This is a genomic window from Ferrovibrio sp., assembly GCF_002796975.1.
Taxonomy (GTDB): domain Bacteria; phylum Pseudomonadota; class Alphaproteobacteria; order Ferrovibrionales; family Ferrovibrionaceae; genus Ferrovibrio.
Map to the genome: position 1 here is coordinate 148,131 of NZ_PEKV01000004.1, position 21,335 is coordinate 169,465.

Below are 21,335 nucleotides of genomic sequence, written 5' to 3' on the forward strand. Positions count from 1 at the left end.
CTAAGCCTCGTATAAGCAAAAAATAAGAGTCGTATCAGCCGAAATAAGCACGGGATAAGCACGGAATAAGCCGCTCATACCGGGGCGCCTATGTTTCACGTGAAACATATCCGGAACACTAAACCGTTGATCTGTGGATGCTTTCTTACCCGCGCCGTTGCGGTCACGCGGGAAAATCCCCCGGAAGGATCAACGGGTTGCCCCGTCTGAGCCGATGGTGTACGGCAGGCGGTCTGGTTGCGGCACCCTTGGGACTCGCATGGCAAAAGCACGGAAATTGGCAGCGAAAGACGGCAGGCAGGCTTCGAAAGCGGGCAAGCCGGTGATCTACGTGCTGAACGGCCCGAACCTGAACATGCTCGGCCTGCGCCAGCCGGAAATTTATGGCCGCGATACGCTGGCCGATGTCGAAAAGCTCTGCCACAAGGCCGGCACCCGCCTGGGGCTCGCCGTCGACTTCCGCCAGAGCAACCTGGAAGGCGAGCTGGTCACGTGGATCCAGCAGGCCCGGACCAAAGCCGCCGGCATCGTGTTGAATGCGGGTGCCTATACCCATACCTCGGTCGCCCTGCTCGATGCGCTGAATGCCGCCGAGACACCCTGCGTCGAGGTGCATCTGTCGAACATTCACCGGCGTGAAAACTTCCGCCATCATTCCTATATCTCGCTGGCAGCGAAGGGGATGATCTGCGGCTTCGGGCCGAAGGGTTACGTGCTGGCGCTCGAAGCGCTGGCCGATATCGTCTGAACCATATCCGTTTCTAAAGACCACAGGAGTAGCGCATGGCCGCGCCCAAGGACAAAAAGTCTGACAGCCGCATCGACCAGCAGATGATCCGCGATCTCGCCGACCTGCTGAACGAGACCGGCCTGACCGAGATCGAGTGGAACGAAGGCCCGCTGAAAGTGCGCGTCACCAAGGGCGGCACCCCGATCTATGCCGCCGCACCCGTTGCGGCTGCCGCCGCTGCCGCTGCTGTTGCCGCCACCGGTGGTGCGCCGGCCGCCAGCGATGAAGCCAGCCATCCGGGCGCCGTGAAGTCGCCGATGGTGGGCACCGTCTACACCGCGCCGGAGCCGGGTGCCGCCACCTTCGTCAAGGTCGGCGACAGCGTCACGGCCGGCCAGACGGTGCTGATCGTCGAAGCCATGAAGACGATGAACCCGATCACGGCGCCAAAGGGCGGTCGCATCGCGCGCATCCTGATCGAGAACCAGCAGCCGGTCGAATTCGGCCAGCCGCTCCTGATCATCGAGTAACAACCGGCGGGCCCCGCACATGTTTGACAAGGTGCTGATCGCCAACCGTGGCGAGATCGCGCTCCGCATCCACCGCGCCTGCCGCGAGATGGGTATCCGCACGGTCGCGGTGCATTCCACGGCCGATGCCGATGCCATGCATGTGCGCATCGCCGATGAGTCCGTCTGCATCGGTCCGCCACCGTCGCCGCAGAGCTATCTGAATATCCCGGCGATCATCTCGGCCGCGGAGATCACCGGCGCCGATGCGATCCATCCCGGCTACGGCTTCCTGTCGGAGAATGCCAAATTCGCCGAGATCGTCGAAGCGCATGGCATCACCTTCATCGGACCCACGTCCGAACACATCAAGCTGATGGGCGACAAGATCACCGCCAAGGAAGCGGCGCGCGATCTCGGAATCCCGGTCGTGCCCGGCTCGAAGGGCGCGGTGGAAACCGAGGAACAGGGCCTCAAGCTCGCCGCCGACATGGGCTATCCGGTGCTGATCAAGGCCACTGCCGGTGGTGGCGGTCGCGGCATGAAAGTGGTGCGTTCGCCGGCTGAATTCGGCCCCGCGCTGATGGCGGCCCGCACCGAGGCGCGCAACGCGTTCGGTAACGATCAGGTTTACGTCGAGAAGTATCTCGCCCGCCCGCGCCATATCGAGATCCAGATCTTTGGCGATGGCCAGGGCAATGCGGTACATCTGGGCGAGCGCGACTGCTCGCTGCAGCGCCGCCACCAGAAGGTTCTCGAAGAGGCGCGTTCTCCTGCGCTGAATGACGGCCAGCGCAAGGTGATCGGCGACATCGCCGCCAAGGCGATCGCCAAGCTGAACTATCGCGGCGCCGGCACCATCGAATTCCTGTTCGAGAACGGCGAATTCTATTTCATCGAGATGAACACCCGCCTGCAGGTGGAGCATCCGGTGACCGAAGCCATCACCGGCCTCGATCTGGTACGCGAGCAGCTGCGCATCGCCAACGGCGCACCGTTGGGTTACACGCAGGACGACATCAAGTTCGCCGGCCACGCCATCGAATGCCGCATCAACGCCGAGAACCCGCGCACCTTCGCGCCCTCACCCGGCCGCGTCACTGATTACCATGTGCCCGGCGGCCTCGGCGTGCGCGTCGACTCTGCGCTGTACACCGGCTACCAGATTCCGCCGCATTATGACTCGCTGATCGGCAAGCTGATCGTGCATGGCACCAGCCGCAACGAATGCCTGATGCGCCTGCGCCGATCGCTGGAGGAATATGTAATCGGCGGTCTGGAAACCACGATCCCGCTGCATCTGGCGCTGATCAACGAGCCCGACTTCGTCAACGGCGCCTACGACATCCACTGGCTCGAAGAATTCATCGCCAGACAAAATTAAGCTGGCCGAATTGATCCCGGCAGCGCGCGTGCTAGCTTTCAGAGCATGAGCGCACGCCCCGAACCGTTGACGCCGGAACTGCTGCTGCAGGCTTATGCCCGCGGTTATTTCCCGATGGCCGACAGCGCCGACGATCCGGGCTATTTCTGGGTCTACCCCACCAAACGCGGTATCCTACCGCTCAATGATTTTCACGTCCCGCACAAGCTGGCGCGCAAGATCCGCGGCGGCGCTTTCACTGTTCGCATCGACAGCGACTTTGCCGGCGTGATGGCCGCCTGCGCCGAACCGACACCGCATCCGCAGCGCAACAGCACCTGGATCAATGCCACGATCCGCGAGGCCTATACCGAACTGCACAAGCTCGGCTTCGCCCACAGCGTGGAATGTTTCGATGCCAGTGGCGCGATGGTCGGCGGACTATATGGTGTGAAGCTGGGCGCGGCTTTCTTTGGCGAGAGCATGTTCAGCCGCGCCACCGATGCCTCAAAGGTCGCCTTGGTACATCTGGTCGGGCGGCTGATCGCCGGCGGCTTCACGCTGCTCGATACGCAGTTCGTCACCGACCACCTGAAGCAGTTCGGTGCCGTGGAAGTGAAACGTGACGCGTATCTGGATCTGCTGTTCGACGCGCTGCCGCGTCAGGCCGACTTCTACGGCCTGGCGCCGGATGCGCCGCCGGGGCTGGTCCTGCAGTCGATCAGCCAGACGTCATAGACGGCGTGCTCCAGCGGGTTGAGGCCCGGGCTGGAGGCGAACATCCAGCCCTCAAACAGCGCATTCGGCTGCTGCTCGGGCCGCTGCTCGACGATTTCGAGAAAGGCGGCGCTTTCCGGCGGGTATTCCGGCGGTCGCTTGCGGCAGGATTTCACGGTCACCTTCAGCGTGCCGAAGCCGATGGTCTGGTCGACGGGCGCCTCGAAGGTGTAGATGCGGGCGGTGATCTTATCCAGCCCCTGCAGCACGGCAATCGGCATCGGATTGGACGGATAATGCTGCGACGGCTGCGGCTCCTGTGCCTGCGCGGTGGATACACCGAGCAGCAACGCAACGCCCCATATGGCGAAACGCAGCACTGATCAGTTGGCCTTGGGCAACGGGCTGAGTTCGGTTTCGCCGGCCGGCTTATCCTTGCCATTGCCGCCGGCGCCGGTGGCGCTGAAGATCGCCTGGCCGATCAGGTCCATCAGGTTGACGGAGCCCTGCGTGAACTTCACTTCCGCGCCCGGCTTCAGCATGGCATCGCTGCCGCCCGGCTCGACCGAGATGAAGTTGCCGCCGAGCAGGCCTTCGGACGCGATCTTCACGGCAGAGTCTTCCGGCAGCTGGTAGCGGCTGTCGACACTGAAGGTGACGATGGCGTCGTAGGTCTTGGGATCGAGCGCCTGTTTGGTGACGGTGCCGATCTTGATGCCGCTCAGGCGCACGTCGCCACCGTTGACCAGACCGTCGGCGCGGTTGAAACGCGCCTGCAGTTCATAGCCGGTAACGCGGCCACCGCCGACGCCACCGGTGGTATAGGCGAATGCGAGGAAAAAGCCGGCGACCAGCAGCACGACTGCGCCGATCAGGGTCTCGACCAGATTGCCGTTCATGATGCCGCGTGCTCCGCCGTTATTCCGGCTGCCAGGCCTGGTAGTCGCCGGTGGCGGCGGCGCGCTGGCCACCCTTGGCGACGCTGCCCTGCGGACGATAGGCGTAGGGCGTGCCGCTCAGGTTCGGCAGATGCTCCTTCTCCCACGACTTGTGTTCGACGCCGTGGATCGGGGCTTCGTCGGAGGTGTAGTGCAGCCAGGCATGCCATTCCGGCGGCACCTTCGAGGCCTCGGCCTTGCCGCTGTAGATCACCCAGCGCCGGGTTCTGCCGCTCTTGGCGCAGAAATACTGGTTACCGAACGCGTCCTTGCCGACGAGTTCGCCCTTCCACCAGGTGAATAGCTTGGTGCCGAACAGGCTCATGGAAACGCCACCCTCAGGCCGGGAATCCGGCCGAAAAACCTGCCGGAATATGGCATTACGGGGCGTTCGGAGCAAGCCCCGCCCTGCCCGGCCCGCATCGTCTAACGCGCGGTGATCAGCGCGATTTCCTGCGCGAATTCGCGCTGCAGCTCGGCCTGGGCCAGCTTCTCGAAGCCGGGATATTTGGCGGCGGCAGCCTGCAGCGCCGGGTTGTCCCTGGGCAGATCCTCGGCGCGCAGGATGTCGCTGCTCTTCACTCCGCCCTTGGTGCTGACGCCCAGCACGGCGCGGGTGATCGCGGTGGTCAGCAGCCGCTGGCCCTCGCCGCTGGCGAAATAGGTATCCAGTGCCTCCAGTTCGGTCCGGGTGTAGCTGGTGCTGGCCGCCTTCACCACGGCGCCGCGGAAGCGCGGCCCGGCCGACGGCGCGCGCTGGCGCAGTTCGGCGGCGCGCTGCTGTTCGGCCGGCGTGCCGGTCGGCAGNNGGGGCAATCAGAAGGCGGCGCATGGGCGAATCCCGACAAACTCAACGAGTCATACTCATACGCCTAATTATGGCGGAATCCAGTCAAGGGAACGAAAATAGACCGCCCCCAAATTAAGTAACAAATTCAGTTTGGAGCGACTCTGCCGGCCTCCCTAGATTTAGCCCTCGTTGCGGTCTGCCGGTTACCAGATATTGGGTTTCTGCCCGTTTATCCAAGGGCCAATCAGAACACAACAGTTTGATTTCATTTGCTGTCAGGTCGGGGGCGGAGAGCCATGCGTATTGAGCGTCATTTCACGGTTGCGGGCCAGGATGCCTATGCCGGGCTGGAGTGGAAAAGCACCACCAGCGAAATCCGCAACCCGGACGGCAGCGTCGTCTTCCGCCTCGACAATCTGGAAGTGCCCACCGGCTGGAGCCAGGTCGCTGCCGACGTGCTGGCGCAGAAATATTTCCGCCGCGCCGGCGTTCCTGTCGCGCTGAAGGCGGTCGAAGAGTCGGACGTTCCCGATTTCCTGTGGCGCCGCGAAGCCGATACCGAAGTACTCGCCGTCTTGCCCGAGAAGGATCGCTTCACGCAGGAGACCAGCGGCAAGGAAGTCTTTGATCGCCTTGCCGGCACCTGGGCCTACTGGGGCTGGAAGGGCGGCTATTTCGACAGCAGCGAAGATGCCAGCGCCTTTTTTGATGAGATGCGCTTCATGCTGGCGGCGCAGATCGCCGCGCCCAACTCGCCACAGTGGTTCAACACCGGGCTGCATTGGGCCTATGGCATCGACGGTCCGGCGCAGGGCCATCATTACGTGGATTTCAAGACCGGCCAGCTGACCAAGTCGGCCTCGGCCTATGAACATCCGCAGCCGCATGCCTGCTTCATCCAGTCGGTGCAGGACGACCTCGTCAACGAGGGCGGCATCATGGACCTGTGGGTGCGCGAAGCGCGCCTGTTCAAATACGGCTCGGGCACCGGCAGCAACTTCTCGAAGCTGCGCGGCGAAAACGAAAGGCTGTCGGGCGGCGGCAAGTCGTCGGGCCTGATGAGCTTCCTCAAGATCGGCGACCGCGCCGCCGGCGCGATCAAGTCGGGTGGCACCACGCGCCGCGCCGCCAAGATGGTGATCTGCGATATCGACCATCCCGATATCGAGCAGTTCATCGACTGGAAGGTGAAGGAAGAGCAGAAGGTCGCGGCTCTCGTGGCCGGCTCGAAGCTGTCGCAGAAGCATCTCGGCGCCATCATGGCGGCCTGCCAGCTGGGCAGCGGCGATGCCCGCTTCGATGCGAAAAAGAATACGCAGCTGCGCAAGGAGATCCTCGCCGCCCGCAAGACGATGATCCCGGAGAACTACATCCAGCGCGTCGTGCAGTTTGCCAAACAGGGCTATACCGAGATCGATTTCACCGCCTATGACACCGACTGGGATTCGGAAGCCTATCTCACGGTGGCCGGCCAGAATTCCAACAATTCGGTGCGCGTCACCGACGGCTTCCTGAGCGCTGTCGAGAGCAATGCCGACTGGAACCTGACGCGACGCGGCGACGGCAAGGTGTCGAAGACACTGAAGGCACGCCAGCTCTGGGAACAGGTCGGCTATGCCGCCTGGGCCTCGGCCGATCCCGGCATCCAGTTCGACACCAGCATCAACGACTGGCATACCTGCCCGGCCGACGGCCGCATCAACGCGTCGAACCCGTGTTCGGAATACATGTTCCTCGACGACACGGCCTGCAACCTGGCCTCGATGAACCTGATGTGCTTCCGTCAGGCCGACGGGAAATTCGACACGACGGCGTTTGAACATGCCACGCGGCTCTGGACCATCGTGCTGGAGATCAGCGTGCTGATGGCGCAGTTCCCGAGCAAGGAGATCGCCGAGCTTTCCTACAAGTTCCGCACGCTGGGCCTGGGCTATGCCAATCTCGGCGCGCTGCTGATGTCCTGCGGCTATTCCTACGACTCCGACGCCGGCCGCGCCCTCTGCGGCGCGATCACCGCGCTGATGACCGGCGTGTCCTACGCCACCTCGGCCGAGATGGCCGGCGAGCTTGGCGCCTTCCCCGGCTATGCGCCGAATGCCGAGAATATGCTGCGCGTGATCCGCAACCATCGCCGCGCAGCGCAGGGCGATCATTTCGGCTATGAGGGCCTGTCGACCGCGCCAGTGCCGCTCGACCACGCCAGCTGCCCGGATGGTGCGCTGCTGACCGCCGCCGAAACGGCCTGGGACCGCGCGCTGGAACTGGGCGAGCAGCATGGCTTCCGCAATGCGCAGGTCAGCGTGATCGCGCCGACCGGCACGATCGGCCTGGTGATGGATTGCGACACCACCGGCATCGAACCCGACTTCGCGCTGGTGAAGTTCAAGAAGCTGGCTGGCGGTGGTTATTTCAAGATCATCAACCGGACCGTGCCGCTCGCCCTGAAGAATCTTGGCTACAACGACGGCCAGATCAAACAGATCATCGACTATGCCGTCGGCCACGGCACGCTGGCGGATGCGCCGGGCGTGAATCATGAAACGCTGGCCGAAAAAGGCCTGTCGGCTGCGGCGATTGCCAAAGTCGAATCCGGCCTGCGTGGAGCCTTCGACATCAAGTTCGTGCTGAACCGCTGGACGCTCGGTACCGATGTCTGCAAGACGCTCGGTTTCACCGATGCGCAGCTGGACGATCCGGCCTTCGACCTGCTGACCGCGCTCGGCTTCTCAGCCGAAGATATCGCCGCCGCCAACCTGCATTGCTGCGGCGCGATGACGGTGGAAGGCGCGCCGCATCTGAAGGACATGCATCTGTCGGTCTTCGACTGCGCCAATCCCTGCGGCAAGGACGGCAAGCGTTTCCTCTCGGCCGAGAGCCATATCCGCATCATGGCGGCGGCGCAGCCCTTCATCACCGGCGCGATCTCCAAGACCATCAACATGCCGAACCTGGCGACCGTTGAGGATTGCAAGACCGCCTACATGCTGTCGTGGAAACTGGGCTGCAAGGCCATCGCGCTCTATCGCGACGGTTCGAAGCTCTCGCAGCCGCTGCAGACCCAGGCGCTGGAGGATGACACGGCAGAGGAAGCCATTGCGGATCAGGTGGCCGAAGCGCCGGCTGCAGCGCGCGCGCAGATCGTCGCCGAGCGCATCGTCGAGAAGATTATCGCCGCCGGCCGCCAGAAGCTGCCGCAGCGCCGCAAGGGCTATACCCAGAAAGCCATCGTCGGCGGGCACAAGGTCTATCTGCGGACCGGCGAATATGACGAAGGCAAGCTGGGTGAAATCTTCATCGACATGCACAAGGAAGGCGCCGCCTTCCGCAGCCTGATGAACAACTTCGCCATCGCGATTTCCATCGGGCTGCAATATGGCGTGCCGCTGGAGGAATTCGTCGAGGCCTTCACCTTCACCCGCTTCGAACCCTCGGGCATGGTGGAAGGCAACGACGTCATCAAGATGTCGACCTCGATCCTCGACTATGTGTTCCGCGAACTGGCCGTCAGCTATCTCGGCCGTACCGACCTCGCGCATGTGCAGCCCGACGATCTGCGGCACGATACGCTGGGGGCCAAGGAAGCGCCGGCCAAGGTGAAGGTGGAGGAAGAGATCATCAAGGTCGCTTCCAACGGCTATATCCGCTCCAACCTCTATGTCCTGAAAGGCGGCGCGCAGAACCGCTCGATGGAGATGCAGGCGACCGGCACCGACGGTCCGGTGATGCATGTCACCGCCGACACCCATACCCATGTCGAGATGGACGTCCCCGTCAGCGTCATGCCGTCCGGCGGCAATGTCCGCATGGAACGCATCGCGCAGGCGAGGATGAAAGGCTACGAGGGCGACAGCTGCCCTGAATGCGGCAACTTTACCCTGGTGCGCAACGGCACCTGCCTGAAATGCGACAGCTGCGGCGGCACGACCGGTTGTTCGTAAGTTACTAGGCTCCTCCTCCAGGGAGCAGCCCCGGCCTCCGAAAGGCGGCCGGGGCTTTTTCTTTTCGGAGCACTCACAGATGTGTCATGGCCGGGCTTGTCCCGGGGATGACACGGGAGGGTTGGAGCAACCCCGGCAAATCCTGCCGGGGCGGCAGAAATCGCCTCTCTGGGTCCGGAGAATCTTGCGAAATACCAATAGCTTAATCCAACCCCAAGCTGGCGCGCGCCTTGCAAGTCCGTGTCCTGAAAAGGACACGCACCATGACCACGATCAACACCGCTTACAGCAGCACGATCTATCCCGGCACCGTGAAGCCGACCGAGACGCCGCCACCCGGCAGTACGACGACGCCGAAGCCCACGATGGCCGCGACCGATCTGCGCCAGGATGTCGGCGTGGAAGTGACGCTCTCGCCCGCCGCCCTGCAGGCCCTGGCCCAGCAGGCCGCCAGCGTCGCCGAGATGCTGGATGAGGAAGCCCAGGTCACCGAGAAACTGAAGCAGGTGCTGTCGGCCATTTTCCTCAAGAGTGCCAAGCAGGCCGAGGAAGCCGACAAGGCGGTCCCCCCGGGGCTGACCGGCGATGAATCCGCCGACACCACCCGCAAACTGGCCGCCCAGCAGGCGAGTGATTTCTTCGACGGCAAGGCGGCCAATCCCTTCCGCGGCAAGACACCGTCCGAGCTCGCCGCCGCGATCATCGACAAGGACGGCAAATACACCGTCAATGAACGCCGCGCCGCCTGGAGCGAATTCGCCCGCCAGGACCATGCCCGCATCATGGACGACCTGACGCCGAGGTCGGAATTCGACAAGAAGGTGAACGACGCCGAAGTACCGAAATCCAACACCGCCGAGCGCAACGCGGCTGCGAAGAAGGCCACCGAATTTCTCAATGGCGGCGGCAAGGTGAAGAACCCGCTGGAAGGCAAGACGCGCGACGAACTGACCGCCATCATCGCCAACGATACCGGCGACTATACGGTCAACGAGCGCCGCACGGCGCTGGCCCAGCGCGACGTGCTGGAAAAAGCCGTGCTGGCCAAGTCGGTCAAGACGCTGAGCTTCGACGAGAAGATGCGCGCCAACAACGAGAGCGTCGCCGGTGCCAGCAGCGAGGCACAGGCCCGTGCCCGTCTGGCCACGCGCTTCACCAATGGCTGGGACAAGACCAATCCTTTCTCGGGCCTGAGCCGCGAGGAGCTGAATGCCATCGTGTTTGACGAGACGCGCAGCTACACCACCAACGAGCAGCGCGCCGCTTTCGCCGAGCTGAAACAGTATCTGCCGGCCTCTGCCATCCCGGCCGATCCCGCCGCCAAGGATACCAAGAAGACCGACAACAAGACGACAGACAGCAGCAAGCTCAAGGCGAACGATCCCTACAACACGCAGGGCGCCTACAGCAAATACATGCTGCAGCAGCTGCAGCGCGCCAACAACACGTCCTACCTGCTCGGCCTGATGGGTGGCGGCGGCTCCGGCTTCGGCCTGGCCAACTACCTGCGCGCCTGAACCTCGCAACTGATACAGACATAAAAAAAGCCCCCGCCGTTTCCGGCAGGGGCAAGTCTGTAATCAGGGAGGAAACACACTAACTCTAAACTCTGCAGGGCCGGCCTGCTGATCAGATCAGCGGGGCGGGCCGCGCCCTGTAAGACCCAAGATAGGCCGTTCCCGAAAAAGCGGCAGGTTACAGTCCGACAACCTCACATTACATTGTGGTAACCTAAGCGGCCCTGGCCTGAGCCAAAGAGGCCTCCACCTGGCGGTCCAGATGTGCCACCAGTTCGGCCGGCAACTGCAGCTTCTGCACAAGGTTTTTCAGATAGGCACGTTCGTCAGCGTGGTCGGGATCGATAGCGATGCGCGAGGCGAGATACAGTTCGGCCGCCTGTTCCTCGTTCGCGGCACTCGCTCCGACGGCCTCCAGCGTGATCGGCTTCGACAGCAGATCGAATACCGCGCCCTTCGTCTCGGCATCCAGCTGCAGGCGTTCGATCTCGGCGAACAGGCGCTGCTGCTCCTGCGTATCGATATGGCCGTCGGCTTTGGCCGCCGCCACCATCGCCTGCACCAGCGCCAGTTCAAACGGCTGGCCGTTGCTGGCCGGCGCCGCAGAGGGCAGATACTGCGGCTCGACATTGGCAATATCGGCTTGCTGTGCCACCGGCGCGCTGGCCGGCTTCTGGCCTTCCTGATAATTGCGATAGGCACGCCAGGCCAGCAGACCCAGTGCTGCCGCCCCGCCATAAAGGGCGACATTGCCGGCCATGTTGCGCGCCTTCTTGTTGGCGAGGATCAAGCCGAACAGCCCGCCGACTGCCAGCCCCTTGCCGCCGCCCAGAGAGTCGATGCCGCGTTTCGCCAGTTCGCCGACATTGCCGAGATTGGCACCGGCACGACTGCCGCCCTGCATCGTTTTCCCACCGAGAAACTGGTCCAGCAGGGATTTCGCGTCGATCATCGCTCGTCTAGCCTCCATTTATGATATCGTGCCTGACAGATCGGAATTCTCCGCACCGCCTTCAAGGCCGCTGGCGTGCTCATCTTCACGTCATTGCGCTCGCGCTGCCGCTTTTCGGCCACATTCCCGCTATCGCAGCAATGGAGTCGGTCTGGCAGGCCGACATCCTGTTCCATGTGAATGCGGCACGCGCCGCACATAATCTCGCGCCGCTGCAGTGGAATGCACGGCTGGCAACTGCGGCCGAAATGCATGCAACCGACCTGCAAAGCTGCCGCAGGCTGGCGCATGAAGGCTGCGACGGCAGCGATCTGCGGCTGCGCGCGCAGCGCGTCGGCTACACCTTCCGTCGTCTGTCGGAAAATCTCGCGCTCTGTCCCTGCGATGCGGCAGCCGTCGTACAGGCCTGGCTCAACAGCGACGGCCATCGCAGAAATTTGCTCGATCCGAATGTCAGCGAGATGGGCGCCGATACGCGCGCCGATGCGATGGACTTGCGGAGGCAGCAATGGGTGCTGGTGATGGGGCGGCAGTAGCTGCCCCGAATCTCACCCCTGCCCGAACGCCAGCTTGAGCGCCGTGCCCATTTCGGCAATCGCCTGGCCGGCCTGCGGCATCACCTTGCCGAGCACGACGAAGCCGTGGACCTGGCCGGGGAATTCGCGGAAGGCCACGGGCACGCCGGCCTTCTTCAGCGCCTCGGCATAGGCCTCGCCCTCGTCGCGCAGCGGATCGTTCCCCGCCACCAGCACATAGGCCGGCGGCAGGCCGGCCAGGCTTTTCGCGCGCAGCGGCGAGGCACGCCAGTCCTCGCGGTCGGCCGTGCCGTTCAGATACTGCTCCTGGAACCAGTCCATCGCAGCGCGCGTCAGCAGATGGTCCTTGGCGAACTTCCTGTGCGACTCCGTCGTCATCGCCATGTCGGTGGCCGGATAGATCAGCAACTGATAGCCGATCTTCGGTGCGGTCTCGTCGCCATCCTTGCGCTTGCCGCGCGCCATCAGCGCCACCACGGCAGCGAGATTGCCACCGGCACTATCGCCGCCGACCGCCAGCTTGGAGGCATCGACGCGCAAGGCCGTCGCCTCGCCCGCCACCCAATGCGCAGCGGCATAGGCGTCTTCCACGGCGGCGGGGAATTTATGCTCGGGCCCCATGCGATAGTCGACCGAGACCACGGCGCAGCGCGACTCATTCGCGAGCAGACGGCAGGCCACGTCATGGGTGTCGAGATCGCCGATCACCCAGCCGCCGCCATGATAGAAGACGAGTACCGGGATCGGCTCCTTCCTGTCGACACCGGCAGGACGGTAGTAGCGCAGCGGGATCGGGCCATGCGGGCCGGGCGCGGCGATATTGTCGATTTCCGACATCTCCGGTGCCTCGGGCGTCACCGCGCCGCGGGTTTCCTTATAGAGCTGCCGCGCACCTGCCGCGCCGATAGTGGAATATTCCGGCCGGTTGGCCGCCCTGACGGCAGCGAGGAAGGTCTCAGCTTCTTTGTCCAGCATCGGAGGCGCTCGTTTCTGCGTTATTAGCCCAGGGCCGGAAACAGTCCCCGCAGGCCATTGGCAAAGATTTGAACCGCAACCGCGGCCAGCAGCAAGCCGAAAATGCGGTTGAGGATGTTGATCCCGGTGCGGCCAAGCCGGTCGCCGATCGGCCGCGCCAGTTGCAGAACGATCCAGATCGCCATGCAAATCAAGGCCAGAACGGCCACGCTCAGGGATTTATGTTCCCAACCTGCCCCGCGCTCCATGTAAATAATCGTCGCGGAGATGGAACCCGGACCGACCAGCAGCGGCATGGCGATCGGCACCACGCCGACGGCGGAACGCTCGTCAGCCGATTTGTCGGTCGCCTCGGCATGCTCTTCCGGCGTGTGCTGCTGCAGGCTCATCTGCGCATTGATCATGCTGAGCGACATCAGGAACAGCACGATGCCGCCGCCGACCTGAAAAGCCGGCAGGCTGGCGCCAAGCAGGCGCAGGATCAGGTCGCCCGAGAAACCGGCCACCACCAGGATGATGAAAACTGCAAGGGCGGCTGTGCGCGCCGTGGTGCGGCGCTCGGGCCGACTGCGGTCAGCCGTCAGCATCAGGAAAAGCGGGATCGCCGCGAAGGGATCCAGAATCGAAAACAGCGTGATGGCAAAACGGACATAATCGAGCGCGTCGAGCATGGCCGCCTGCCGTCAGGTCACGAAGGTTTCTTGTCCAGCTCCGGCGCGTGGACGCGGATGTGCAGCTCGCGCAGCTGCTTCATCGCCACCTCGCTCGGGGCCTGCATCATCAGATCCTGGGCCTGCTGGTTCATCGGGAACAGCACGATCTCGCGGATATTCGGCTCATCGGCCAGCAGCATGACGATGCGGTCGATGCCCGGCGCGATACCACCATGCGGCGGGGCGCCATACTTGAACGCATTCAGCATGCCGCCGAACTTGCCTTCCACGACCTCGGGGCCGTAACCGGCGATCTCGAAGGCCTTGTACATGATCTCGGGCTTGTGATTGCGGATCGCGCCCGACGACAGTTCCACGCCGTTGCAGACGATGTCGTACTGATAGGCGTTGATGGTCAGCGGATCCTGCGTGTTGAGCGCTTCGAGACCGCCCTGCGGCATCGAGAAGGGATTGTGACTGAAATCGACCTTCTTCTCGTCCTCATTATACTCGAACATCGGGAAGTCGACGATCCAGCAGAACTTGAAGACGTTCTTCTCGCAGATATCCAGTTCGTCGCCGATGCGGATACGCGCCTGACCGGCGAGTTTTGCCGCCGGAAGCTCCTTGTCGCAGGCGAAGAAGATCGCATCGCCGTCCTTCACGTTGCCCAGCTTTTTCAGCAGCGCCACGCGGTCGGCATCGAGGAACTTCGCGATCGGGCCTTTCGCTTCGCCGTTGTCGAAGATTATGTAGCCGAGGCCGGCCGCACCTTCCTGGCGCGCCCAGTCGTTCGTCTTGTCGAAGAAGCTGCGCGGGCGATTGGCCGCGCCCGGCGCCGGAATGCCGCGCACAACCGCACCGTTTTCGATGTTGCGCGCAAACACGCCAAAGCCCGAGCCGCGGAACACTTCGGTCACATCGGCCAGGATGATCGGATTGCGCAGGTCCGGCTTGTCGGAGCCGTATTTCAGCATCGACTCACGATACGGGATACGCGGGAATTCGGCAGGGCCGCAGTCGCGGCCGTTGGCGAATTCCTGGAACACGCCATGGATCACCGGGCCGACGGCGTTGAATACGTCATCCTGCTCGACGAAGCTCATCTCGACGTCGAGCTGGTAGAATTCGCCGGGCGAACGATCCTTGCGGGCGTCTTCGTCGCGGAAGCAGGGCGCGATCTGGAAATAGCGGTCGAAGCCCGACACCATGATCAGCTGCTTGAACTGCTGCGGCGCCTGCGGCAGCGCGTAGAAGCGGCCCGGATGCAGGCGGCTCGGCACCAGGAAGTCGCGCGCGCCTTCCGGCGACGACGCGGTCAGGATCGGGGTCTGGAATTCCATGAAGCCCTGATCGGTCATGCGGCGACGGATCGAGGAGATCACCTTGCTGCGCAGGATGATGTTGTTGTGCAGCCGCTCGCGACGCAGGTCGAGGAAGCGATACTTGAGGCGGATGTCTTCCGGATATTCCTGTTCGCCGAACACCGGCATCGGCAGCTCGGCCGCCTCGCCCAGCACTTCGATGGTCGAGACCACCACTTCCACACTGCCGGTCGGCAGGTTCGGGTTCACGGTATCACCGGTGCGGGCCACCACCTTGCCCACCGCACTGATCACATATTCCGAACGCAGGCCTTCCATCTGTTTGAAGGCGGTCGAACCGCTTTCGGCGACGATCTGCGTGATGCCGTAATGGTCGCGCAGGTCGATGAACAGCAGGTTGCCGTGGTCGCGCTTGCGATGGACCCAGCCGGCGAGTTTGACCTCGGTGCCGACATGCTCGGGACGAAGCTGGCCACAGGTATGGGTGCGGTAACGGGACATCGCCAAATCCGTTGAAAATCTCTAGGGAAATCAAAGGGGGAACAGGCCCGTTTGGGCTGCGAAAGTCAAGACCGATGGGGTCGGAATTTCACTCGCTTTTACCCGTAAAATCCAGCCCGGCCCGGCCCGGCAGGGTTGGGCCGGCCAAAACGGCATGCTAAAGCGGAACCATGCGTGAAAACCTCTCCCCGATCACTACCACCGAAGAACTCGCCCGTTTCTGCGCCCCCCTGGCCACAGTCGACTACGTCACTGTGGACACCGAGTTCATGCGCGAGACCACCTACTGGCCCAAGGTCTGCCTGATCCAGCTGGCCGGGCCGGACGAAGCCCGGGTGATCGACCCGCTGGCCGAGGGCCTGTCGCTCGACCCGCTGCTGGAACTGCTGCGCAACCGCGCGGTGCTGAAGGTGTTCCATGCCGCCCGGCAGGATCTGGAAATCTTCTGCAAGCTGATGGGTGAGGTTCCTGCCCCGCTGTTCGACAGCCAGGTCGCCGCCATGGTCTGCGGCTTCGGCGACCAGGTCTCTTACGAGCAGCTGGTGGCCAAGCTGGCCGGGGCGCAGGTCGACAAATCCTCGCGCTTCACCGACTGGGCGCGCCGGCCGCTGACCGAGAAGCAGGTGCGCTATGCGCTCGGCGACGTGACCTACCTGCGCAAGATCTACGAGAAGCTCAATGCCAAGCTGGTCAAGACCGGCCGCGCCGACTGGCTGAGCGAGGAAATGGCCCTGCTGGCCGATCCCGAAACCTATGAAACGCCGCCCGACAATGCCTGGCGCCGGCTGAAGCCGCGCACTGCCAAGGGCGAATACCTCGCCGTGCTGCAGGCCGCCGCCGCCTGGCGCGAAGTGGAAGCGCGTGCCCGGGACATCCCGCGCCAGCGTATCGTGCGCGACGAGACCATGATGGAGATTGCCGCGCATCCGCCGAAATCGGCCGACGATCTGGAGCGCATGCGCGGCCTGTCGAAGGGCTTTGCCGAAGGCAAGATGGGCCAGGGCCTGCTGGCCGCCATCACCGCCAAACTGGCCAGCCCGAAAGACACCTGGCCGGTGCTGGAACGCGAGCCCGATCTGCCGCGCGGCATCGGGCCTCTGGTCGAGCTGCTCAAGGTGCTGCTCAAGCTGAAATGCGACGACCACGATGTGGCGCAGAAGCTGCTGGCCAATTCTTCCGACCTCGACAAGATCGCCGCCGACGACAATGCCAATGTGCCGGCCATGCAGGGCTGGCGCCGCGAGCTGTTCGGCGAGGACGCGCTACGGCTGAAGCGCGGCGAAATCGCGCTCGCCGCCCAGGGCCACAAGATCAAGCTGGTCGCGCTGAAGACGTAAGACGAACGAATCCACCAATTCGTCATCCCCGCGAAAGCGGGGATCCAGCCTACAGCCCCACTGGGCTCCCGCTTTCGCGGGAGCGACGACAGTGTGTGCGCTATCGCCCCTTCAGCACACGCACTTCTGCGGCGCGGTTGAAGGCCTTGCCGAGTGCCTCGACGCGACGCTCTACGACTTCGCCGCTCAGCGCTGCATGCTGCGCCGGCAGCTCCAATAACAAGCTGTTGCCGTTCGGCCGCAGCCTGCATTCGGCCAGCACGCCGGGCACGCCGGCCGACAGCGTCTGCGCCAGACGCAGCGCCTGGCCCACGCGCTGGGCGTAATCGATCTCTTCGGCATTCAGCAGTTGCCAGGCCGGCGCCGCAATGGGATCGCTGGCGGTGCCGGTGTAACGGGTGTAGACGGCCAGCGCCAAAAGAGCGCGTTCCGCCTGCGTGATCGCACCGAACGGCGCATGCAGGATAGTGCCGAGCGACTGCTCGCCGCGATAGTCGGGATGCACGCGCCAGCCGGTATCGGCCAGGATGGCGGCGGCAAAGCGGATACGCTGGCGCTCGCGCGTGTCGCGCTCGAACAGCGGCGCAATGAAGCGGTCGATTTCCAGTCCATGGTCGCCAAAGCGGTTCTCGCGCTCGGCCATGTGCCGGCAGGTCGCCAGCAGCGGATCCTCGCTGCGCTGGCGTTCATCGAGCAGCGCATAGGCCAGACCCTCGCGCAGGCCATTGGCCGAGAACACCACATCTTTCGGCTCAAGAATCTTCAGCAGCCGGCGCATCACCAGCGCAGCCAGCGGCAGCGAGTCCTGACGCTTGCGTGGCACGCCTTCGACGCGGGTCAGCGATTCCTTGCTCTGCTTGGCCAGCAGCCGAGTGAAATCGGCGGCTTCGCCGCGCTGCAGCGTATACTGGTGAATGATATGCAGCGGGCTGTGCATCTGCGCCATATGCACGCGGGCAATTGCGCGCCACGAACCGCCGACGGCATAGAGCGACTTGCCCTTCCACTTTTTCAGCCAGGGCACATCGGCCAGCTTCTCATCGATATAGGCTTTCACGACCGGATAAGAGTCGAGATTGGCGATGCGCAGCGGCCCGAGCGGCAGCGTGACGCTGTCGCCCAGCTTGTGGCCGTCCAGCGCCACCAGTTCGAGGCTGCCGCCGCCGAGATCGCCCATCACGCCGCAGGCATCTGGAATACCCGACAATACGCCATAGGCCGAATAGGTCGCCTCTTCCTGCCCGCTCAGCACGCGCACCGTCTCGCCAGTCTCGCGCTCGATCTGGCCGACGAAGTTGGCGCCATTGGCGGCATCGCGCACGGCGGCCGTCGCCACGATCTGCAGCGCGCGCACATTCATGCGCCGCGCCAGCGCAACGAAACGCCGGATCGCGCTCAATGCCTGCTTGGCGCCATCGGCATCCAGCGCGCCGGTCTGCCCCATGCCGCGGCCCAACCCGCACAGCACCTTTTCATTGAACATGCCGGTGGGCATGCGCAGCGGATCGCTGAACACCACCAGACGCACGGAATTGGAACCGATATCGATGACGCCGAGCGGCAGCGGCGTGGCAGCCGGCGCGGCGGACTTGGCAAGCGATTGCGCGACGGCCACGAGACTCCTATCCGGCTTTCCACTGCAGCCGCGGCGCCGCTGCGGCCTTCTTGAGCGCCTTGCCGCGACCCGACAGGCTGGGATTGGTCATGAAATAGGTATGCGCGCTGAAGGCATCGGGATCGCTGGAGGCGCGATGATACGTATCGTCCGCGCCGAGATACCAGCTCTGCGCCTGGTCTTTCAGGTTCGCGACCATGATCTGGTCGAGGATCTGCTCATGCACGGTCTGGGTCTCGATCGGGATCAGAACTTCCACGCGGCGATCGAAGTTCCGCGGCATCCAGTCGGCCGAAGAGATGAACACTTTGGCTTCCGGCGACGGCAGGCCATGGCCGTTGCCGAAGCAGACGATGCGCGAATGCTCAAGGAAACGCCCGATCAGGCTGCGCACGCGAATATTCTCGCTGAGCCCCTTCACACCCGGCCGCAGGCAGCAGATGCCGCGCACGATCAGATCAACCTGCACGCCAGCCTGGCTCGCCTGATACAGCGCATCGATCACCGTGGGATCGACCACGCTGTTCATCTTGGCCCAGATCGCCGCCGGCCGGCCGGCCTCGGCATGCTTGATTTCCTCGGCAATCAGTTCCAGCAGACGCGGTCGCAGCGTATAGGGCGAGATCGCCACCTTCTTCAGATTCTCCGGCGCGGCATAACCGGTCAGGAAGTTGAAAAGATAAGTGGCGTCGTGACCGAGATCGTTGTCGTCGGTGAAGAAGCTGCAATCGGTGTAAACGCGCGCCGTATACGGGTGATAGTTGCCGGTGCCGAAATGCACATAAGTGTTGAGCTGGCCGCTCTCGCGCCGCACCACCAGCGAAATCTTGGCGTGCGTCTTCAGCTCGATAAAGCCGTAGACCACCTGCACCCCGACACGCTCCAGGTCGCGCGCCCATTTGATGTTGGCGGCCTCATCGAAGCGGGCCTTCAGTTCGACCAGCGCGGTCACCGACTTGCCGGCCTCTGCCGCCTCGATCAGGGCGCGCACGATCGGGCTGTCGTCCGAGGTGCGATACAGCGTCTGCTTGATCGCCACCACGTTGGGATCGGCCGCGGCCTGGCGCAGGAACTGCACCACCACGTCGAAGCTTTCGTACGGGTGATGCACCACCAGATCCTTGGCACGGATCGCGGCGAAGCAGTCGCCGCCGTAATCGCGGATGCGCTCGGGAAAGCGCGGCGTGAAAGCGGGGAATTTCAGTTCCGGCAGGTCGTCGACAATCAGCCGCTTGGTATCGGCCAGGCCGAGGATGCCGTCGACCACCGTCAGTGCCTGCGGACTGACCTCCAGCTCCTCGCAGACGAACTTGCGCAGGTCTTCCGGCATCTCGGCATTGATTTTCAGGCGGATCACGTTGCCGCGCCGGCGGCGCTTCAGCGCCGTCTCGAACAGGCGCACCAGATCTTCGGCCTCTTCCTCGATTTCGATATCGCTGTCGCGCGTGATGCGAAACAGGCCGGAGCCGAGGATTTCATAGCCCGGGAACAGCTTGTTCAGGAACAGGCCGACCAGGTTTTCCAGCGACAGGAAACGGATGCCCTCACCCGGCAGCCGGGTGAAGCGGTCGACCTGACTCGGCAGCGGCAGCAGCGCATTCAGGCTGCGACCGTCACGAATCCGTCGCATTTGCATCACCATTGCGAAACCGAGATTCGGAATAAACGGGAACGGATGCGCCGGATCGATCGCCAGCGGCGTCAGCACGGGGAAGACATGACCGAGGAAATAGTCCTCCAGCCAGCGCCGGTCGTCGGCGGACAGCTGGTCGGGCTCCATGACATGGATGCCGGCCTGCGCCAGTTCGCGGGTCAGGCCTTTCCAGCAGGCCTGCTGCTTCTTCATCAGGTCGGAGGCGGCTTCGTTGATCTGTGTCAGCTGCTGCGCCGGGCTGAGTCCATCCTGGCTGATTTCCTCGATCCCGGCGCGGATCTGGCCATACAGGCCGGCGACGCGAACCATGAAGAATTCATCGAGATTGTTGGCCGAGATCGACAGGAAGCGCAGCCGTTCCAGCAGCGGGTAGCGCTTGTTGTTGGCCTCTTCCATGACACGCAGATTGAAGGCCAGCCACGACAGTTCGCGGTTGATGAACCGCTCGCGCGGGCCCAGCGCGATCAGCGGACGGCCCGGCAGGACGGCCGCGCCCTCGGCGGACGGCGCTGTGGCCGGCTCGTTCGCTCCGATTCGGACGGATTCCGCAGTCTTGTGCATGGTTTGACGCCTCTGTCGTTGCCGGACGCCTTGGCGGGCTTGGGCCCGGTCGACGCCTTCGGGTATAGGTCTAACCACCGTTTATGTCAAAGCGGCGACAACCCGGTCGGATCGCCGAAATGAGGGATAAGCCCATGCTCCGCCTCTGGCTTTTGCGCCACGCCAAGTCCGCCTGGGACGACCCGGAGCTGGACGATTTTGCCAGGCCGCTCAGCCCCCGTGGCAAGAAGGCCTGCCGGGCACTGGCACGCCATATGGGCGAACGGGCGATCAATCCCGATCTGGTGCTCTGCTCGCCCGCCACGCGCACCCGTCAGACCTGGGAGCGGCTGGAAAAGCGTCTCTCCGGCGATGCCCCGCCGAAGGTGCCGGGCGAGCCGCGCGCCCGCTTCGAGCCGCGGCTGTATCTGGCCGAGAGCGCCACGCTGCTGGCGCTGGTGCGCGCGGCGCCGGCGACGACCCGCGAACTGCTGCTGATCGGCCACAATCCCGGCCTGGAGGAGTTCGCCGGCGACCTGACCGGATCGAGCGCCGGCGATGCGCTGGACCGCCTGAGCGACAAATATCCGACCGGTGGCCTGGCCGAACTGACCTTCAACGCCAAGAATTGGGGTCAGGTGGCGCCGAAATCCGGGTTCCTCGCCAGCTTCGTGGTGCCGGCGCAGCTGGTCGGCTGAGAGAGCCCGGCCATCGGCAGCACTGGAATCGCGCGGCCGGTCGGGTA

Annotated in this window: 18 protein-coding genes; 9 read left to right on the forward strand and 9 right to left on the reverse strand. The window is 63.8% G+C overall.

Features of this window, described 5'->3' with window-relative positions; genetic code table 11:
• The first annotated feature begins 259 nt into the window (after positions 1-259).
• Genes aroQ through aat form a run of 4 tightly spaced genes read left to right on the forward strand, consistent with a single transcriptional unit; the run spans position 260 to position 3,340 of the window.
• The gene (gene aroQ, locus CTR53_RS03370) at positions 260-748 is read left to right on the forward strand and encodes a type II 3-dehydroquinate dehydratase (protein ID WP_290809385.1); all 489 of its coding nucleotides are present in this window, start codon (positions 260-262) and stop codon (positions 746-748) included.
• A 35-nt stretch (positions 749-783) separates the two neighbouring features.
• Positions 784-1,260, forward strand: coding sequence for an acetyl-CoA carboxylase biotin carboxyl carrier protein (gene accB, locus CTR53_RS03375; protein WP_290809386.1), 477 nt, complete (start codon positions 784-786; stop codon positions 1,258-1,260).
• A 19-nt stretch (positions 1,261-1,279) separates the two neighbouring features.
• Entirely contained in the window at positions 1,280-2,623 is a 1,344-nt protein-coding gene (accC, locus tag CTR53_RS03380; RefSeq protein ID WP_290809387.1) for an acetyl-CoA carboxylase biotin carboxylase subunit, read from the forward strand.
• A gap of 45 nt (positions 2,624-2,668) precedes the next feature.
• Positions 2,669-3,340, forward strand: coding sequence for a leucyl/phenylalanyl-tRNA--protein transferase (gene aat, locus CTR53_RS03385; protein WP_290809388.1), 672 nt, complete (start codon positions 2,669-2,671; stop codon positions 3,338-3,340).
• Here aat and CTR53_RS03390 read toward each other — a convergent pair.
• The 3 genes from CTR53_RS03390 to CTR53_RS03400 are packed head-to-tail and all read right to left on the reverse strand — an operon-like array spanning position 3,277 to position 4,582.
• Positions 3,277-3,699 (reverse strand): DUF2155 domain-containing protein, encoded by a 423-nt coding sequence (locus CTR53_RS03390; protein WP_290809389.1) that lies wholly within the window; start codon positions 3,697-3,699, stop codon positions 3,277-3,279. The genes aat and CTR53_RS03390 overlap by 64 nt on opposite strands.
• Before the next feature lie 3 nt (positions 3,700-3,702).
• Complete coding sequence (mlaD, locus tag CTR53_RS03395) at positions 3,703-4,218, reverse strand: outer membrane lipid asymmetry maintenance protein MlaD (protein ID WP_290809390.1); 516 nt, start codon at positions 4,216-4,218, stop codon at positions 3,703-3,705.
• A gap of 19 nt (positions 4,219-4,237) precedes the next feature.
• Positions 4,238-4,582, reverse strand: coding sequence for an NADH:ubiquinone oxidoreductase subunit NDUFA12 (locus CTR53_RS03400; protein ID WP_290809391.1), 345 nt, complete (start codon positions 4,580-4,582; stop codon positions 4,238-4,240).
• 761 nt (positions 4,583-5,343) lie between these two features.
• On the opposite strand from CTR53_RS03400, the gene CTR53_RS03405 reads away from it, so the two are divergent.
• Positions 5,344-8,985 (forward strand): vitamin B12-dependent ribonucleotide reductase, encoded by a 3,642-nt coding sequence (locus tag CTR53_RS03405; protein ID WP_290809392.1) that lies wholly within the window; start codon positions 5,344-5,346, stop codon positions 8,983-8,985.
• 263 nt (positions 8,986-9,248) lie between these two features.
• Positions 9,249-10,502, forward strand: a complete 1,254-nt coding sequence (locus CTR53_RS03410; RefSeq protein WP_290809393.1) for a hypothetical protein — start codon at positions 9,249-9,251, stop codon at positions 10,500-10,502.
• Between the two features lie 214 nt (positions 10,503-10,716).
• Here CTR53_RS03410 and CTR53_RS03415 read toward each other — a convergent pair whose 3' ends face one another.
• Positions 10,717-11,472 (reverse strand): tellurite resistance TerB family protein, encoded by a 756-nt coding sequence (locus CTR53_RS03415; protein ID WP_290809394.1) that lies wholly within the window; start codon positions 11,470-11,472, stop codon positions 10,717-10,719.
• 122 nt (positions 11,473-11,594) lie between these two features.
• On the opposite strand from CTR53_RS03415, the gene CTR53_RS03420 reads away from it, so the two are divergent.
• Positions 11,595-11,990, forward strand: a complete 396-nt coding sequence (locus CTR53_RS03420; protein WP_290809395.1) for a CAP domain-containing protein — start codon at positions 11,595-11,597, stop codon at positions 11,988-11,990.
• 12 nt (positions 11,991-12,002) lie between these two features.
• On the opposite strand, the gene CTR53_RS03425 is transcribed toward CTR53_RS03420, so the two are convergent.
• Genes CTR53_RS03425 through aspS form a run of 3 tightly spaced genes read right to left on the reverse strand, consistent with a single transcriptional unit; the run spans position 12,003 to position 15,444 of the window.
• A complete protein-coding gene (locus CTR53_RS03425) occupies positions 12,003-12,965 on the reverse strand; it encodes an alpha/beta hydrolase (RefSeq protein ID WP_290809396.1) in 963 nt (320 codons plus the stop codon).
• Between the two features lie 23 nt (positions 12,966-12,988).
• Positions 12,989-13,636, reverse strand: coding sequence for a MarC family protein (locus tag CTR53_RS03430; RefSeq protein WP_290809397.1), 648 nt, complete (start codon positions 13,634-13,636; stop codon positions 12,989-12,991).
• Positions 13,637-13,653: 17 nt separating this feature from the next.
• Positions 13,654-15,444: an aspartate--tRNA ligase gene (gene aspS, locus CTR53_RS03435; RefSeq protein WP_290809398.1), complete on the reverse strand. Its 1,791-nt coding sequence runs from the start codon at positions 15,442-15,444 to the stop codon at positions 13,654-13,656.
• 170 nt (positions 15,445-15,614) lie between these two features.
• On the opposite strand from aspS, the gene rnd reads away from it, so the two are divergent.
• Positions 15,615-16,781, forward strand: coding sequence for a ribonuclease D (rnd, locus tag CTR53_RS03440; protein ID WP_290809399.1), 1,167 nt, complete (start codon positions 15,615-15,617; stop codon positions 16,779-16,781).
• A gap of 100 nt (positions 16,782-16,881) precedes the next feature.
• On the opposite strand, the gene CTR53_RS03445 is transcribed toward rnd, so the two are convergent.
• Both CTR53_RS03445 and CTR53_RS03450 read right to left on the reverse strand, forming a co-directional pair.
• Entirely contained in the window at positions 16,882-18,396 is a 1,515-nt protein-coding gene (locus tag CTR53_RS03445) for a Ppx/GppA phosphatase family protein (protein ID WP_290809400.1), read from the reverse strand.
• Between the two features lie 7 nt (positions 18,397-18,403).
• Positions 18,404-20,611, reverse strand: coding sequence for an RNA degradosome polyphosphate kinase (locus tag CTR53_RS03450; RefSeq protein ID WP_290809401.1), 2,208 nt, complete (start codon positions 20,609-20,611; stop codon positions 18,404-18,406).
• A gap of 134 nt (positions 20,612-20,745) precedes the next feature.
• On the opposite strand from CTR53_RS03450, the gene CTR53_RS03455 reads away from it, so the two are divergent.
• Complete coding sequence (locus CTR53_RS03455) at positions 20,746-21,288, forward strand: histidine phosphatase family protein (RefSeq protein ID WP_290809402.1); 543 nt, start codon at positions 20,746-20,748, stop codon at positions 21,286-21,288.
• Positions 21,289-21,335 lie beyond the last annotated feature (47 nt).

What these genes read in the sequence shown, in the direction of transcription:
- rnd (WP_290809399.1), top strand. Translation starts at nt 15,615, where the DNA reads ATGCGTGAAAACCTCTCCCCGATCACTACCACCGAAGAACTCGCCCGT.
- CTR53_RS03415 (WP_290809394.1), bottom strand. Translation starts at nt 11,472, where the DNA reads ATGGAGGCTAGACGAGCGATGATCGACGCGAAATCCCTGCTGGACCAG.
- CTR53_RS03450 (WP_290809401.1), bottom strand. Translation starts at nt 20,611, where the DNA reads ATGCACAAGACTGCGGAATCCGTCCGAATCGGAGCGAACGAGCCGGCC.
- aspS (WP_290809398.1), bottom strand. Translation starts at nt 15,444, where the DNA reads ATGTCCCGTTACCGCACCCATACCTGTGGCCAGCTTCGTCCCGAGCAT.
- accB (WP_290809386.1), top strand. Translation starts at nt 784, where the DNA reads ATGGCCGCGCCCAAGGACAAAAAGTCTGACAGCCGCATCGACCAGCAG.
- CTR53_RS03425 (WP_290809396.1), bottom strand. Translation starts at nt 12,965, where the DNA reads ATGCTGGACAAAGAAGCTGAGACCTTCCTCGCTGCCGTCAGGGCGGCC.
- CTR53_RS03400 (WP_290809391.1), bottom strand. Translation starts at nt 4,582, where the DNA reads ATGAGCCTGTTCGGCACCAAGCTATTCACCTGGTGGAAGGGCGAACTC.
- CTR53_RS03420 (WP_290809395.1), top strand. Translation starts at nt 11,595, where the DNA reads ATGGAGTCGGTCTGGCAGGCCGACATCCTGTTCCATGTGAATGCGGCA.
- aroQ (WP_290809385.1), top strand. Translation starts at nt 260, where the DNA reads ATGGCAAAAGCACGGAAATTGGCAGCGAAAGACGGCAGGCAGGCTTCG.
- accC (WP_290809387.1), top strand. Translation starts at nt 1,280, where the DNA reads ATGTTTGACAAGGTGCTGATCGCCAACCGTGGCGAGATCGCGCTCCGC.
- CTR53_RS03455 (WP_290809402.1), top strand. Translation starts at nt 20,746, where the DNA reads ATGCTCCGCCTCTGGCTTTTGCGCCACGCCAAGTCCGCCTGGGACGAC.
- CTR53_RS03405 (WP_290809392.1), top strand. Translation starts at nt 5,344, where the DNA reads ATGCGTATTGAGCGTCATTTCACGGTTGCGGGCCAGGATGCCTATGCC.
- CTR53_RS03430 (WP_290809397.1), bottom strand. Translation starts at nt 13,636, where the DNA reads ATGCTCGACGCGCTCGATTATGTCCGTTTTGCCATCACGCTGTTTTCG.
- aat (WP_290809388.1), top strand. Translation starts at nt 2,669, where the DNA reads ATGAGCGCACGCCCCGAACCGTTGACGCCGGAACTGCTGCTGCAGGCT.
- mlaD (WP_290809390.1), bottom strand. Translation starts at nt 4,218, where the DNA reads ATGAACGGCAATCTGGTCGAGACCCTGATCGGCGCAGTCGTGCTGCTG.
- CTR53_RS03410 (WP_290809393.1), top strand. Translation starts at nt 9,249, where the DNA reads ATGACCACGATCAACACCGCTTACAGCAGCACGATCTATCCCGGCACC.